General features: G+C 45.8%; 15 protein-coding genes. 7 read left to right on the top strand and 8 right to left on the bottom strand.

Annotated features, from left to right (window positions below; translation table 11 throughout):
• Nucleotides 1–31: 31 nt before the first annotated feature.
• From KE531_03050 to KE531_03030, 5 genes are all read right to left on the bottom strand, one after another.
• The gene (locus tag KE531_03050; GenBank protein MBR9952606.1) at nucleotides 32–3,007 is read right to left on the bottom strand and encodes a type I restriction endonuclease subunit R; all 2,976 of its coding nucleotides are present in this window, start codon (nucleotides 3,005–3,007) and stop codon (nucleotides 32–34) included.
• Between the two features lie 2 nt (nucleotides 3,008–3,009).
• Nucleotides 3,010–4,329, bottom strand: a complete 1,320-nt coding sequence (locus tag KE531_03045) for a restriction endonuclease subunit S (protein ID MBR9952605.1) — start codon at nucleotides 4,327–4,329, stop codon at nucleotides 3,010–3,012.
• Complete coding sequence (locus tag KE531_03040) at nucleotides 4,329–6,161, bottom strand: SAM-dependent DNA methyltransferase (GenBank protein MBR9952604.1); 1,833 nt, start codon at nucleotides 6,159–6,161, stop codon at nucleotides 4,329–4,331. The genes KE531_03045 and KE531_03040 overlap by 1 nt, the downstream gene beginning before the upstream one ends.
• Before the next feature lie 97 nt (nucleotides 6,162–6,258).
• Nucleotides 6,259–6,468, bottom strand: coding sequence for a helix-turn-helix domain-containing protein (locus KE531_03035; GenBank protein MBR9952603.1), 210 nt, complete (start codon nucleotides 6,466–6,468; stop codon nucleotides 6,259–6,261).
• Complete coding sequence (locus tag KE531_03030) at nucleotides 6,465–7,337, bottom strand: hypothetical protein (GenBank protein ID MBR9952602.1); 873 nt, start codon at nucleotides 7,335–7,337, stop codon at nucleotides 6,465–6,467. The genes KE531_03035 and KE531_03030 overlap by 4 nt, the downstream gene beginning before the upstream one ends.
• A gap of 253 nt (nucleotides 7,338–7,590) precedes the next feature.
• Here KE531_03030 and KE531_03025 point away from each other — a divergent pair, with 253 nt between their 5' ends.
• A complete protein-coding gene (locus KE531_03025) occupies nucleotides 7,591–7,731 on the top strand; it encodes a hypothetical protein (GenBank protein ID MBR9952601.1) in 141 nt (46 codons plus the stop codon).
• A 282-nt stretch (nucleotides 7,732–8,013) separates the two neighbouring features.
• Complete coding sequence (locus tag KE531_03020) at nucleotides 8,014–8,487, top strand: helix-turn-helix domain-containing protein (protein ID MBR9952600.1); 474 nt, start codon at nucleotides 8,014–8,016, stop codon at nucleotides 8,485–8,487.
• 71 nt (nucleotides 8,488–8,558) lie between these two features.
• Here the strand turns inward: KE531_03020 and KE531_03015 are convergent, their stop codons facing one another.
• The 3 genes from KE531_03015 to KE531_03005 form a co-directional block, all read right to left on the bottom strand.
• Complete coding sequence (locus KE531_03015) at nucleotides 8,559–8,741, bottom strand: Sec23/Sec24 zinc finger-containing protein (GenBank protein MBR9952599.1); 183 nt, start codon at nucleotides 8,739–8,741, stop codon at nucleotides 8,559–8,561.
• A gap of 118 nt (nucleotides 8,742–8,859) precedes the next feature.
• Nucleotides 8,860–9,270: a hypothetical protein gene (locus KE531_03010; GenBank protein ID MBR9952598.1), complete on the bottom strand. Its 411-nt coding sequence runs from the start codon at nucleotides 9,268–9,270 to the stop codon at nucleotides 8,860–8,862.
• Nucleotides 9,267–10,325: a MerR family transcriptional regulator gene (locus KE531_03005; protein ID MBR9952597.1), complete on the bottom strand. Its 1,059-nt coding sequence runs from the start codon at nucleotides 10,323–10,325 to the stop codon at nucleotides 9,267–9,269. Before KE531_03005 ends, KE531_03010 begins: the two co-directional genes overlap by 4 nt.
• 273 nt (nucleotides 10,326–10,598) lie before the next feature.
• Between KE531_03005 and KE531_03000 the strand changes: the two genes are divergently transcribed.
• From KE531_03000 to KE531_02980, 5 genes are all read left to right on the top strand, one after another.
• On the top strand, nucleotides 10,599–10,826 hold the full coding sequence (locus tag KE531_03000) for a hypothetical protein (protein ID MBR9952596.1): 228 nt from the start codon (nucleotides 10,599–10,601) through the stop codon (nucleotides 10,824–10,826).
• Entirely contained in the window at nucleotides 10,823–11,194 is a 372-nt protein-coding gene (locus tag KE531_02995; GenBank protein ID MBR9952595.1) for a hypothetical protein, read from the top strand. The genes KE531_03000 and KE531_02995 overlap by 4 nt, the downstream gene beginning before the upstream one ends.
• 236 nt (nucleotides 11,195–11,430) lie before the next feature.
• Nucleotides 11,431–13,173: a recombinase family protein gene (locus KE531_02990; GenBank protein MBR9952594.1), complete on the top strand. Its 1,743-nt coding sequence runs from the start codon at nucleotides 11,431–11,433 to the stop codon at nucleotides 13,171–13,173.
• Nucleotides 13,174–13,355: 182 nt separating this feature from the next.
• Nucleotides 13,356–13,862 (top strand): hypothetical protein, encoded by a 507-nt coding sequence (locus KE531_02985; protein ID MBR9952593.1) that lies wholly within the window; start codon nucleotides 13,356–13,358, stop codon nucleotides 13,860–13,862.
• Between the two features lie 128 nt (nucleotides 13,863–13,990).
• Nucleotides 13,991–14,758 carry a M15 family metallopeptidase gene (locus KE531_02980; GenBank protein ID MBR9952592.1) on the top strand — a complete coding sequence of 256 codons (768 nt, stop codon included), beginning with the start codon at nucleotides 13,991–13,993 and terminating at the stop codon, nucleotides 14,756–14,758.
• Nucleotides 14,759–14,797: the final 39 nt, after the last annotated feature.

Genomic DNA, 14,797 nt, shown 5'->3' with positions numbered 1-14,797 from the left:
GGGCATCCTCTGTCACCACACCCACAGGAGTCTAATGCTGAGCGTAGTCCAGGATTTTTGCGTCCTTATCGGTCTTCGGTTCGTATGTCAAATTGAAAACCATATCCGATAGCCACTTCTTAAAGGAAGGATTATCCTGAAACTGTTTGAATAGCTCCATGTTGTCCGCCATAATAGAGAACATGACCTGTTGCAAAGCACGTTCACTTTCTGTGCGTGCTTCCTGTTCATCAGAGTTCTTCATGGCATTCTGATACTTCTTATCCTTGGACACCATCTCCGGAATGGCCAGAATCTGGCGCTGCACATTGTCAGCATCATTCCAGTTGATATTTCCGAACATATCATTGAAGTCCATGATAATCTTGGAAAGCAAATCCATTTCAGGCTCAACGGTATGGCCAATCTTGCCTGCGGGCACCGGTGCAATTTCCGCATCGGTGTCTTCCAGTTTGATTGCAATGGCCTCCTGCGCCTCATTCCGATAACTGCTCAGATCGATAGTTTGAAGGATGCCCTCCGAGAGGTCATCGTCACGCGGCGACGGAAGTTTCGGAATCAGCAGATTCAGGAAAATCGACAGTTTCTCCCACTCGACGTTTCCGTAAGGCAGGATTGCACCAAGGAAACCATAGGTACGCACAAAAGATTTAGCCGCACTCTTGAACTTAATCTGATCGTCCAGCTCCAACTGCTTATATACGGCTGTGCAGGCATCCAAAATCGGATCAAGCCTATCACGCTCCGCACCACTCAGGAATAGATCAACCAGCGTTTCAATATCGCTGTCATCGTAAACTTGATAGCTGTCCATCAGCGTTATAAGGTCATAGAGCTTATTCGGATCAGTCTCGCCAGAAAGAATCGTAGTCCTGTAGAATTTCTGGAAGGCGTCTTCAATGGTGGATGTTTTATTGGCAAAGTCCAGAACATAGACCTCATCCTTGCCGGGACAAGCTCTGTTGAGACGAGAAAGAGTCTGCACCGCAGCAATATCATAGAGCGGCTTGTCCACATACATCGTCTGCAGCAGCGGCTCATCAAATCCCGTCTGGAACATATCCGCCACAATCAAAATCCTATACGGTTCCTTCTTAAACTCCTTCGGAATCTTTGCATCTGGAAATCCGTTCATCGCAGCCGATGTAAGCGCAGGTTCCTGACCGTTATATTTATGCTCACCGGAAAAGGCCACAATTGTCTTATACGGACTATGCCTGTCTGCGAGACACTTGTTGATCGCATAGTAGTATTCGATACATCTCGGAATGCTGGCCGTAACCACCATTGCACGAGCCTTGCCGCCCAGCTTCTTCTTTGCAATAACCTGCTCGTGGAAATGCTCCACCATTATAGCAGCCTTCTTTGCGATAACGTCAGGATTGCCCTCCACGAAGGCACGCAGTTTTTTCTGCGCACGCTTCTTATCAAACATCGGATCATCCTCGACCGTCTTCATGAGCTTGTACCAGCTGTCAATGGTTGTATAGTTGCGGAGCACATCCAGAATGAAGCCTTCCTGAATGGCCTGCTTCATGGTGTAGACATGGAATGGGCGATGCTTGATTTCTCCGTCCTCTTCATAGAGAACACCAAACATCTCCTCGGTCTTATTCTTCGGTGTGGCTGTGAAGGCAAAGTAGCTGGCAGAAGAGACGAGCTTACGTCCCTCCATCATGGCATTGATTTTGTCTTCATTATCCGCTTCGTCGTCTGTAGCAAGGCCGGAAAGTGCCAGATTCATATTGGCAGAGTTACGCCCGCTCTGGCCAGAATGCGCCTCGTCGATGATAATGGCAAACTTGTTATTTTTATGTTCCTGCCCGATCTCGGAGATAATGTACGGGAACTTTTCAATCGTAGATATAATGATGCGCTTGCCATCCTGTATGGCTTTGCGTAGATCGCCGGAATGCTCCGCCCAGACGACCGTATTCTTGACCTGCATGAACTGCTTGATCGTATTACGGATCTGCTTATCCAGAATACGGCGGTCGGTAACCACAAGAACAGAGTCAATCATCGGATGACCATCTTTCTCAAGACCGATCAGCTGATGTGCAAGCCATGCTATCGAGTTTGACTTTCCGCTTCCGGCGCTGTGCTGGATCAAATAACGCTTGCCGACACCATTTTCCTGCACATCAGCCAGCAGTTTTTCTACGCAGTCGAGTTGATGATAGCGAGGCCAGATCTGCTTGACGGATTTCTTTTTGGTATCCTCATCTACCTCTTCGATAACCTGTGCGTAGTTTTCTATAATCCGGGACAGCTTTCTCTTGGTAAGGATGTCCTTCCAGAGATAGTCCGTCATAAGGCCGTCCGGATTCGGCGGATTTCCTGCGCCGTCGTTGTAGCCTTTATTAAACGGCAGGAACCAGCTATCCTTTCCGGCGAGCTTGGTGCAGAACTGAATCGTAGCGTCGTCCACAGCAAAATGAACCATGCAACGCTTGAAAGAGAACAGGAGGTCATGGAAGTCCCGGTCTTCCTTATACTGGCGCACGGCGTTTTCAGTATTCTGCTTTGTGAGCTGGTTCTTCAGCTCCATCGTGATGACCGGAAGTCCGTTGATAAATAGACAAACATCCAGAGCCAACTTCCCGGCATCCTGCGAATAGCGTAGTTGCCTCGTCACGCTGAAGATATTCTTCTCATACATGATTCTGGCTTGCTGGTTATTCTCGGTCGGCGTCAGATAGAACATGATGAGGTCTGCCGGGTAGACCTTCACACCATTGCGAAGCACATCAATGATGCCGCGCTTGGCGATTTCTCCAGACAACCGGTTCAGAAACTGGCGCTTCTTAGTGTCCGAGATAAACACGCCCAGCTTGTCCATTTCCTTCGGCTGCGTGTCTTGCAGGAAGCGGAACAGCCGAGTCTCGTCGACAGCATATTCTTTGTTATAGTCGGCGTTTGTTCCTTCCTCATACCCATTCTGTTCAACCAGCCACTTCACGATTAAGGATTCAAGACCGCTTTCCTTTGTGTTGGTAAAAGCCATTGTCAATCCTCCTGTTCTTCCTCTTCGCTATCTTCGTCATCCACATATTCATAATCGGGAATACTTACTCCTCTGACATCGAGTTTTCCTGTCACTACAGAAAAAACAATTTGCTTTTTCAAATCTGTCAGTACATCTATCTCTTTCTTGAATACTTTTTCAATGTTATCGTAATGTTTAATTACTTCCGCAACATCTGAAACGATGGAGGATTGTTCTTCCTCTGAGGGCAGGTAAATGCTTTGGTTCAAAAAATTATTTGTTTTTATCACCTTTCTGAGCCCTGAATACAACGGTTTTAATGCCTTTTCATCATCAAGCACTGTAAAAAGCTGTAGTAAGTATTCTGGATTGCATTGCTTAACATCAAAAACAGTATAAGCTCCGGTTATCATTCCTTGCATAGTTGCCAGCCCAACAGTTCGAGGTGTTTCATCTATATCAAAAAGGCAAAATACAAACTGCCCCGGATTAACGACTTGATAGGCAGAAAAGTCTGATGGGAATTTCCCCTTTGCCTCACTTAGGTCTCGTACAATAACACCGTTAGTTGTAAGCGATAACAACGTATATTTCTCACTTTCATCTCCAACAGATTCTTTCACCTCTGTAAAAAGGTTCCGTAATTTAACTTTCGTCCATTTCTCAGGAGCGTTTGTCATCCATGGATTATCAGTGGGCTTTCTATTTCCCTTTATATTCAATCCAAAAACAAGCTTTTTTACCTCGTTGTGCTTTATCTCTTTAACTAATTTTAGCTCGCGTCTCTTAGCAGAAATAAGTTTATTCATTCTTGATGTCTGCCAGTTTAAATAGTCAACAATCTGTCTTTGCTCAGTAATGGACGGCGCGGGCATTTTCATAGATAAGAAAGCATCTGCCTTGACTGTTTTTCTTAAGCCAGTATAGTAATACCTTAATGCCTTTATATCGTCTAAAGCAGTGTAATAATATGTAACATATTCAGGAAGCAGTCCCGATACCTGATATATTGTGTAAGCACCGGTCAACATTCCATCTTCATTGGCCAAACCAACTGTCCTTGGTGTTTCGTCAATATCAAAAAGGCAAAAAGCAATGTCATTCTTATGCACAATTTTGTACGATTTGAAATCAGATGGAAACTTCCCTTTTCCGCTTTCTAAATCGCGAGGGATCACGCCCTTTGTAGTCAAAGACAACAATGTGTAATTCGAAAAATCATCTCCGACCACATCCGTTTTTTCTGTAAAAATATCTCTATTGCGAACTAAGCACCACTGCTGTGGCATTTCGCTTAACCAAGGCAAGTCTACCTCTTTATAAGCTGGATATCGATTCACTATCTTATGCCTCCAGTTATTTCGTTAAACATTCCGTCTGTTTCTTGTTCCAGCGAATGCAACTCACTCATAACTTCTTCAAATGAACGCAATCTGAGCGGACGATAGAAACACTTTGTAAAGCTCACTTCGTAGCCAGCCTTAGTCTTTTTGTCATCAATCCAAGCATCGTCACAAAACGGAAGAATCTCACGATTAAAATATTCTTCGATACCTCCGTTATATGTGAATGGGACAATTTCGGTATAGGTTTTATCCTTGTCAGAAACTTTGTTTCCTTTTTTATCTATCTCAATCGAGCCATCCTCTTGATACTTAGGCCTCAATACTGTAACTTCCCAAAAACCGAACTCCTCATTCTTGTATATATGGCTTATATCGCTCTCTTCAAAAGAGAGGAATACATCCAATATCTGTTTTCTGAATTCAGATGTAAGTTCATTACTTTTGTCTCCCAGCTTTTTTCTTAATGGCTTTTTCATAGCCATTGCATCAATCAGTTGTATTTTGCCTTTACGTCTATCTTCTTTTTTATTTGAGATGACCCAAATATATGTGTTGAGCGGCGTATTATAAAACATCTTATCGGGAAGAGCGATAATAGCTTCCACAAGATCATTCTCAATTAAATATCGGCGGGCATTACTTTCACCGCTTCCAGCATCCCCAGTAAAAATGGAAGATCCATTATGTACCTCAACAATTCTACTTCCAAGTTCCGTATCCTTTTTCATTTTGGATACATTATTAAGGAGAAACAAAAGTTGTCCATCACTGGTACGCGGAATCATTGGCATCAGTTTTCCGCCTTCAAGGTAAGTGTTGAAGCGCGTGTCGAGGATCTCCTTTTTGCCGCCCATCTTTTCGGCATCAACTTTCCAGCTTTTACCATATGGTGGGTTGGAGAGCATGAAATCAAACTGGCGGGAAGCGTGCTGATCGTCAGAAAGCGTGGAGCCATACATAATGTGCTCGGCCTCTTCACCGTCACCTTTTAGCAACATATCTGCCGTGCAGATTGCATAGGTCTCTGGCTGAACTTCCTGCCCGAACAGATGGATAGCGACTTCCTTGCCGCGCCTCTTGGCAAGCGTCAAAAGTCTATCCTGAGCGACGGTGAGCATTCCACCGGTACCGCAGGCTCCGTCATAACAGGAATAGGAAGCGTCTTTGATTTTATCGGCAATCGGTATGAACACAAGGTCGGCCATGAGCTCGACAACATCACGAGGCGTCCAGTGTTCTCCGGCTTCCTCGTTATTTTCTTCATTAAATTTCCGAATCAGCTCCTCAAAAATAGTACCCATACCGTGGTTATCAAGACCAGGGTGCTTGAGGATCGTCTTCGCGTCGTCCTTGTAAATAGGATTCGGACTCAAGTTAATGTCAGAGGATGTAAACTTTTCAATGACTGCACCGAGAATATCCGCATCCACCATCGTATCAATCTGATTTCGGAATTTGAACTTATCCAGAATCACCTGCACATTGGGAGAAAAGCCGTCAAGGTATGCTATAAAGTCAGCTTTGAGTGTCTGCGCCTTGGCACGACTGGTCAAATCCTTCAGCAGGAAGGGCGATGCATTGCAGAAAGCCTGTCCAGCTGCATTGCATAGCGCAGGCCACTGATTATCGATCTTTGCAGCATCGAGCTGCTTTTTCATAGCCAATACTGCCGGTTTTGTTTCTTCCAGCATGGCATCCAGACGGCGGATGACCGTCATCGGGAGAATGACATCACGATATTTACCACGCACATATACATCACGCAGGCAGTCATCTGCAATTCCCCATATAAAGCTTACTATTTGATTATGCACTTGATTGTCCATATTTGTTTTCCTTTCCTGACCTATATATTTTCAGTCAATGCGATAAAGTTCACTCCTGCATTTTAATTTCATCAGCGATACTGCACATTATAGGGCCTTATTCAGAATCTTTGCTGTTGTCATCAGCCGCTCCACCTGAACGAATCCACTCATCCACCTCAGACAATTTAAATTTCCAAAGTCTCCCAACCTTGTAAGCAGGCATATTTCGCTTAGCAATCCAAGCGAGGACTGTTTCTCTGCCGACTCCGAGATATGACTGAACTTCTTTCACTGTTACCCATTTCTCGATGTTGACTTCACTCACTGTGTTACCTCCGTCTGTCCCTGATAATCCATTTTTGTGCTAACTACAAATATGAATATGTTGCTATTCGGAAAGCAATCATTGTTGTCACTGTCTACCATAATCCATCTGCATTCCGATTTTCCCTCAAAGCCGCGAGCATCTATGCTCACGGTTATTTTTACGCTCATATGCGGAGGCGTGTCTGGTATATCAATATAATTTGTTTCTGCTTTCGGTCGGACATCTTCGTGATTGGAAAAGAACAATCTTCGTCCACGCCACACCTGTGTGCCAGCATTTTCAAATTCCCATGTGTGTTGAAACTTCTCATATATATTCACTTGATAAGTTGGCCTGTTTTTAGACTTGAAACAAATCTGATCCCCTGGATACAAAATTCCCGCAGGTGGATGCGATTTTGTTTCTTCATCTTTCGGTTCTGCAAGCAGTTTTTGATATTCTATCGCTACAATGTCATCGACCTCATCAGAGTTACTTCCCACAAACATTCTGAACTGAATCGACAATGCTCTGCACAGACAATCCTTATTCTCTTCCATAGTTGGAGAAATGCCGAATGCAAGCATCACATTGCGTGTTTTATCATCTTCTATGTTCTCCTTATAAAAAGCGGTAAGGCTGGCATCGTCAAATGGATGGAAAGATGCCTTTATATCCGTCGTCATAGTTCGACTGCCATCATAAAGTTTTCTCGGCAACGGTACATCCTTGGAGGTGTACCGTTTTCCTTTTTTAAACGGGAAATAGTTGCTGCCTGCTGCGCAGAAGCAACGCACGACAAATATACCGCTATTCTTTCTGCTTGGATAGTAAAGCTCCTCCCGCATGTGCGTGTATAGCCGCTCAAAATATGTCTTTACCAGCACATCTGACTCTCCTTATCATATGCAATTAAATCTGTCCCATGTTTTGTCTCATCTGTCTCATGTTCGACCGGCTGCGCGTCTCATTTTGTGGTGCGATAATGCATTCGGAAGGATGAAGAGTGGTCCCAAGATACATTGCTAGGAATTGTATTTTTAGCATATTACAAAAATATGCAAAAATCAACTAATCCATGCAATTTAAATTGTAAACACTCATAAATCCACTCCAATAAAAGTTAAGGAGGTGAACGGCATGGCAAGCAACAGGAAGCAGACTTCCAAGGCGGTGGCTACCAAGGCAAGTCAGATTCTCAAAGATGGTCGCTATAGCAGCAAATCGAAATCCGTCGCAGGCAGTGCTTTGGCGCAAACCAAACCTGGCAAGAAAAAGTAAGATTTGAAATCGATGGGCAGCGATGTATTAGCTAATACGCCTGCCCCCCTTCAGGGGTTACCTCACCTAACACAATTATCACTCTCTCATAGTCCGAATAGCGCTATAAGGGCGGAGGGACGCATAAGAGTTCGAAGACGCAACGATGAAGGTTGCTTTTCGGGCGAAGATGCTCCCACCGCAGCTTTGTGCGCTTTTTTCAGCCTAAAGCCTGTGGTCATCTTCCGCCACAGGCTCTTTTTGTGTCCTTCCGTACCTAACTTCGGGCGGAAAGGACACATTATGAAGAACAAACAGAAATCTACTGTCACCAAGAAAAATGAATTTTTGGGGACTCCCACTATCCAACACGACACCTACATCTATCGCTTTGCAGACGGGACAAGCTCTACACTGGTTTTTGGCCCTGCCGATGTTGCTGGCCTGGGGAGCCGCTGGCTTGCTGAATTACAGGAGCTTGACCGCTGTGAGTACAATAACAACCATGCACAGACCCGCCGTCATTGCTCCCTGGAAGCTCAGGACCCGGAGGGGATGGGGGGCTACTATGAAGGCGACAACATGGATCGAGTACAGTTTAATCTTGAGGTAAAGGAATTTCTTTCTGTGTTGCCGAAGGATTTGGAAGAAATCGCCCTCCTTCTTTACGAAGGCTTCTCCGCCGCTGAAATTGCTCGTCTACAGGGCGTGAACCGGTCTACAATTTCGCGAAAGATTAAAAAAATACAGAGCATTATAATGCTCCACAATTCATAAAACTACAAAAAGGACGCATCACCCAACAGCGTATGACTGTTAGGTGATGCGTCCTTTTTGGGAAAAATCTATTATTTACTGTAATTTCTGAATTCTTCTTCAGATTCGTAAATGGAGTCTGCGGAAATACTGTTTTTATGACCGCATTCTGTGCATTTCCACACATAATGATGGTCATCAAATCCGGGCTGTACATTTAGGTAAGCATTGCAACGGTCACAATACCAGTCAACCTCCGGGAACCTTGCTCCCATGATGACACCTCCTTTCTTACCACTATGCGGTATCCATATCTGCCAACTTATCTTGGTTCCCAACTTGATGCACTTTATATAAGCATATACAACCCCAGCAACTCATGCCATTCAATATTTATTCACTGGTGTTGTTGTCTCGTTCAGAAGCAGATATATCTGTGGTGGTTGTTTCCGTTGCCGATGGAATCGTTTCTTTAATTGCAGCAAGAATTACTTGTCCTTCTTGCTCTAATGCTTTCTTGCGCTTAAATGCGGCATATTTCTCCTTAATATACACGCCACCAGCAGCAAGTGAGACAATTCCTAATGTAGTGAGTGACCCCTTGATCCAGCCGCGTTGTTCTCCCAATTTCAATCCACGTTCAAGGCCGATTTCTTTGGCTGTGGCCGAGAAGAAGTCGGATAACTTTTTTATGCCTTGTTGCATATCGCCATCGCCAATATTTTTTAGGGCTTTCGTCATATCAGGAGCCGATTTACCAGTGGTATTAATCAGATCATATATTTCCTCAGCTATGTTATTCATACTGTATCCTCCGTAAATTCATTTTCTTTAAGCCGGGTGCAATATATTTGAATGGCCCTGGAGATAAACCACGAGACTCCGCGCTCTGCTCCGTTATCGATAAGCTCTTTATATGTTTTGCTCCCAAACATATTTCCAATGTTATTCAATAAACTCAAATGAGCCGCTTGCGACATTGCAGGTATGTTTGAAAAGAACTCATGTATCCTTTTAACTTGAGCTTGTACTTCTTCGGAGCCAGTCGTATATTTTTTCCTGCCTAAGTTTTCGATGTTATTCAATGCATCAATCAGGTTCCGATCCGTGGGATTATCTTCATGCTTTGTACAGTAATAACACGTTGCCTGAAACAAATACTCAGCACTGCCAGGTCCATAAATATCATCGATTTCTGATGCAATTTCCGCCCCAGGCGCAAAATTAAGATTGTTCCATTTGAACAGAAAAATAGAATCCGAGAGCACTTTTGCGGTTATATGGTGCAAAGCACAAATCTGTACCTGTACACTGTCATCATCATAGGGACTATCTTCCTTAAAGAATACCATTACCTTGTCAAGGGTCTCAAACCAATAATTTTCATCTTCTTCTGTTAATACGGCCACAAAAGACTGCTCCATAGGCTCCTTGAGATCCATTGCATTAAATGCTGCTACAATTACCGGAACCAATGTATCATATGATAGATTTTCCAATCCATGCGAACCAAATCGAATTGCGGATATTGGAACATCCATTTCTTTCAAAAGATTTGCTGTTTCAATCAAACTTTCAAGATGCTTCTTTTTCTTTTCCAGTTGAGCTATTTGAAAAGAAAGGGCTTCTTTTCGATTATAGTGAGGGTTATTAAACACAGCCTTCATCTCGTTTTTTCCGTAGCCCAGTTCCCGATAAAAGCGTATTTGCCACAGTCGATCTATTTCTTTATCGGCATATAATAGGTGACCATATTTATTTGTGGCTGTCGGCGCAGTAGCTAGGCCAGCTTTCTCATATTCCTGAATAACGCGGCGCGTCATTCCAACGATTTGAGTTACTTCATGGAGTGTTTTCATTATTCATCACCACCCTACAAGCAAAGGTTACAGCTGCACGAGCCGTGCAGTCAATAGGGAAAGAAAAAATTTTGTTTTTTATAACTACAACGAGTTTCATCTTCCTATAGTGAAGCCCCTATCGAACGATGATAGGGGCTTTTCAACAAAAATTTCAGATATACGCAACAAACGCCCTCTGCCGTGGCCTACAAGTGAGAGGTACAAGTGCCAGGGAAGGGCACCAAGGCCGCTCAGACTTTGAATACACATAATCATAGGAGAGAAACGGCCATGGATTACAAAACCGAACCCAAGCAGCAGGAGCCGCAGCTGATTTGCCTGTGCGCAGCCTGTGCCAGTGCTTTTTATAATGTTCCCACCATAAGAATCAAGCGCGCAGATCGCTACCAATTTGTGAAAGATACCTGTACCTATTGTGGAATTCGCAGTGGATATGACTATATCGTCGCTCCCCGCAAAGTTCCGCAGCGCCATTCAGGTAATGAGGCGATGCCATGAACAAAAAGGATGTCTGCGCAACAAAAGTGGCTTATGTGCGCTTCACGGAAGATGATTTAGCGGATCTGGATCGTCAGGTCCGGAGGGTTGGCGCACCGTCAAGAGGCGCGTATATCCGCAATCTGGTCAAAAAGATTCGCCCCGTTGAGCTTCCACCAGCAGACTATTTATCCCTACTGGACGAGCTATCATCCCTTCGGCGCAGTATTGATGCTTTGGCAGCGCGAGCCGCTGAAGGTGGAGCATCTACTCTTAATCCGGTCGAATATTATACATTGTCCAGCCTTACAGCGTTAACACTCCAAAAAATCCGGCTTGCGGTGTTACCGCAGCAATGTCAATTACCGGAGGATATGATCCATGAATGAATCGATTATTGACCGCACCTATGTGTGCTTAAAGCTGATTGATATGCTCTACAAGAAGGGCCTTGTCAACGAGGCAACCTATCTGAATGTCAAGCAAACCTATCCGCAAAAGTGAACACTTTTCCGGCAAGTTGTCAAGGATATCAGGCCAGCGTCCGTATCATTGCTGATTCTGTTGTTTTCGGGTATTCTCGCCTTGTCAGAACAAATCAGAAGCCATAAAGGAGGAAGATGCTATGTACAATATGTCTCCGTACTCATTGTCCCGTTCTTTCCGGGACAAACCCTGCCGGGCAGTTATATATGGCCGTGCCTCAACAGAACACGAGGCCCAGGTCAAAGCCCTTCAGAATCAGATGCAGTGGTATGATGATGTTGCTCGATTTCATCCTCAGTGGAATGTTATCAACCGCTACATTGACCAAGGTATTACCGGAACTCAGGTCTATAAGCGGGATGCCTTTATGCAGATGATGGAGGATGCCAAACAGCATAAATTCGATTTGATCGTCACTCGCGAGGTCTGCCGCTTCGCCAGAAACACGGTAGATGCACTGGTCTGTGTTCGCCAACTCGCCGCCATGGGAATTGAAGTCTATTTTGTGAATGATAACATTTGGACTCTTGACGGTGATGGCGAGCTGCGACTGACCATTATGGCTACTATGGCACAGGAAGAAAGCCGCAAAATCAGTGAACGCTCTCTTGCAGGACAACGGGTCAGCCGCGAAAAAGGCGTCCTCTATGGAAACGGGAACATTTTCGGATATATTAGGAACAAACTCACCAAGCAGTTCGAGATTGATCCCGATCAAGCGGAAACCGTAAAAATGATTTTTGACCTCTATGATTCCGGTATGGGTGAAACCTTGGTAGCAAAAGAGCTGACCCGCCTTGGACGCAAAAACGGGGTGGGTAAGGTCAAATGGGATGCTGGGAAGGTATCAAAAATCATCAAGCGTAAAAACTATTTGGGGTACACAGTTTACTGTCAGTCCTATTCCAACAACTATTTGGAGCAAAAACGGATCAAGCGCGACGAGAGTGAGTTCGTCTATGTAAAAGGCGGTTTTCCTCAGATCATTTCAGAGGAGCAGTACGAGCGGTGTAACGCCATTCGTCGCAGCAGGACCAAACGGCTGACGGATGAAAAAGGCCGCACGCGGAGTTTTGGTGTTCAGCAGGCTCAGAATGTATGGGGCAGAAAAATGAGGTGTCGTTGCGGTTCTCCCATGCTTCGACATCGTTGGAGAACCAATAATGCAGGAAAGCCTATCTATGGATATGAATGCAAACGACACCATGATACGCCCCGCATCCGCCTTCAGAATGAACAAGGCAATCCAACACCTATCTGTGAGATCAAGCCGGTTGGACAAAGCAAGCTGGAACTGATGGCCTCCAAAATATTTGAGAGGGTATGGGGAGACCAAAGAGAAATCGTCCTCCAGACCTGCAAAATGCTGGATGCTTGCTACAAGCCAGACGCAGATCGTCGAGCAGATTTGATGAAAGCGAAAGATGATTCTATTCAGTTGCTCCAACAACAGCTGGATGACTTGGTTGTGGTCCGTGCCCGTGGAGAGATTGAGCAGGATAAGTTCCTCCAGCGGACCATAGAAATTCAGCAGCAGATGGAGGCCCTTCGTCAGAGCAAAGCTCAAATTGCTTCAGAGGACTACAATCCCGGACGCCTGGATATGGAAGCCATTGAGGCAGCGTTGTGCGAAGCAGTTGAAATGCATGACGGTCTGGTAAGCGAGGATTTCATTGATCTCTTTGTTTCACAGGTTACACCACTGTCTGATTCCCGCTTTGCCTGGTGCTTGGACTTTTCTCCGCAGCCCACAGTTGCCTTTCTGAATTTAGCCGGGCAGAGGAAGTACACGACCTGCTCTATGGATAGTAAATTACACTTTGGTCCTTTCGCTGATGAGGAGGGGCACACCATCCCTTTTCCGGGCAGCCTGCGTCGGTGAGCTGCCCGGACAGCTCTAATTCAAAATGTACATCGTTATATACACAAGGTATGTACGGCGCAGGCTGCTCTTCATGAAAAAGGATACAAATAAAATCTGAATCTGATTCAGCATGGGCCCTTTGACGCTATGTCAGAGGGCCCGTTTTTTCATTTTCAAAGTATCAATCAGGGGGAAAAGGCATGGCAAGATACACAAAGGACATCGAGCTCCAGCTTCCGGCAGAGGAAGTGGAGGAAGAGGTGCAAAAGTTTATCGCACAAGCAGGGCTTTATCCGACCAACTGGAACGGGGAAGACTGTTTCTGCGCGGACTACACGCCGTTCGGGATGCCGGCTGAACAGGAGTTTTATAAACGGATCTATTTTTTCAAATCCGTCTATGAAAACGGCGTCCTGCACATGGAGGCATGGATCCGTGACGGGAGAATGAAAGAGGACACCCTGACGGGAATGAGTGCGATGACGATGAAGCAGCCATACCTGAACGAGATCCTGCGTTTTGAAAACAGGCTGCTTGCGAAGCTGCCGGAAGACAGTGAGCTGAGAAAGAAAAACACGGAAGCTGGCCAGGCGGTGAGGAAGGCGGACAAACGGCAGAAAGGCGGCATGAAGGCGCTGTGGGGAATTTCGGCGCTGGTGCTTTTATGGGCAGCTTTTGAGTGCCTGAGGCATTTGGGAATTTTATAGGGGAAAGGCTGCCATGAGGCTGAACAATGATTCATGCCGGACGGCAGCCTTTTTCACAGCAGGCGCGCTTGGAACGGACGGGACTCCTGTCTCATAAAATAGAAAAAACAGGACAGGAGATGCAGGATATGAGAGACATTACCATGTGCCATCCGGTTCTTCAGGAGCTGGCTGCGCGGTGGATGAAACAGTGCGAGCAGGTCGGCATCGTCGTGAGGATCGGTGAATGCCTCCGCACGGTGGCAGAGCAGGACGCCCTCTATGAGCAGGGGCGGACAAAGCCGGGAAACATCGTCACGAATGCGAAGGGGAGCAGTTACAGTTCCCAGCACCAGTGGGGGATTGCCTTTGACTTTTATCTCCAGATGGATGTGGACGGGGACGGGAAGCTTTCCGATGACGCCTATAACGACAGCACGGGCATGTTCGGAAAGGCGGCGGACATCGGAAAGCAGCTTGGACTCGGCTGGGGCGGCGACTGGAAATCTATCGTCGACAAGCCGCATCTTTATCTGCCCGACTGGGGCAGTACCACATCGAAGCTTAAAAAGCTCTACGGGACACCGGAGGCCTTTATGCGGACATGGGAAAAGACAGGCTGGATCCAGGACGGCAGAGGCTGGTGGTACCGCCATGCCGACGGGAGCTATTCTCAGAATTCCTGGGAGCTCATCGACGGAAAGTGGTACTGGTTCGACGGCGCCGGCTATATGGTGGCCGACGCATGGAAAAAGACGAAGGATGTCTGGTACTATTTAGGCTCCGATGGAAGCATGGTTTACAATGAGATTCGCAAGATTGGGGACGAGTTTTTTGCCTTTGGAAAAGACGGAGGCCTGATGACCGGGGACGTGGCACTGAAAACCAATGACCGCGGCGCGCTGATAATCGGGTAGAGAAAGTACAAGAATTGCTTTCCTGAGCTTTCGCGGTGT

The organism is Eubacteriaceae bacterium Marseille-Q4139, from assembly GCA_018223415.1.
In the GTDB taxonomy this organism is placed as follows: Bacteria; Bacillota; Clostridia; order Lachnospirales; family Lachnospiraceae; genus CABSIM01.
The sequence above is the reverse complement of the archived record's forward strand: the minus strand, read 5'-3'. Positions and strand labels throughout refer to the sequence as shown.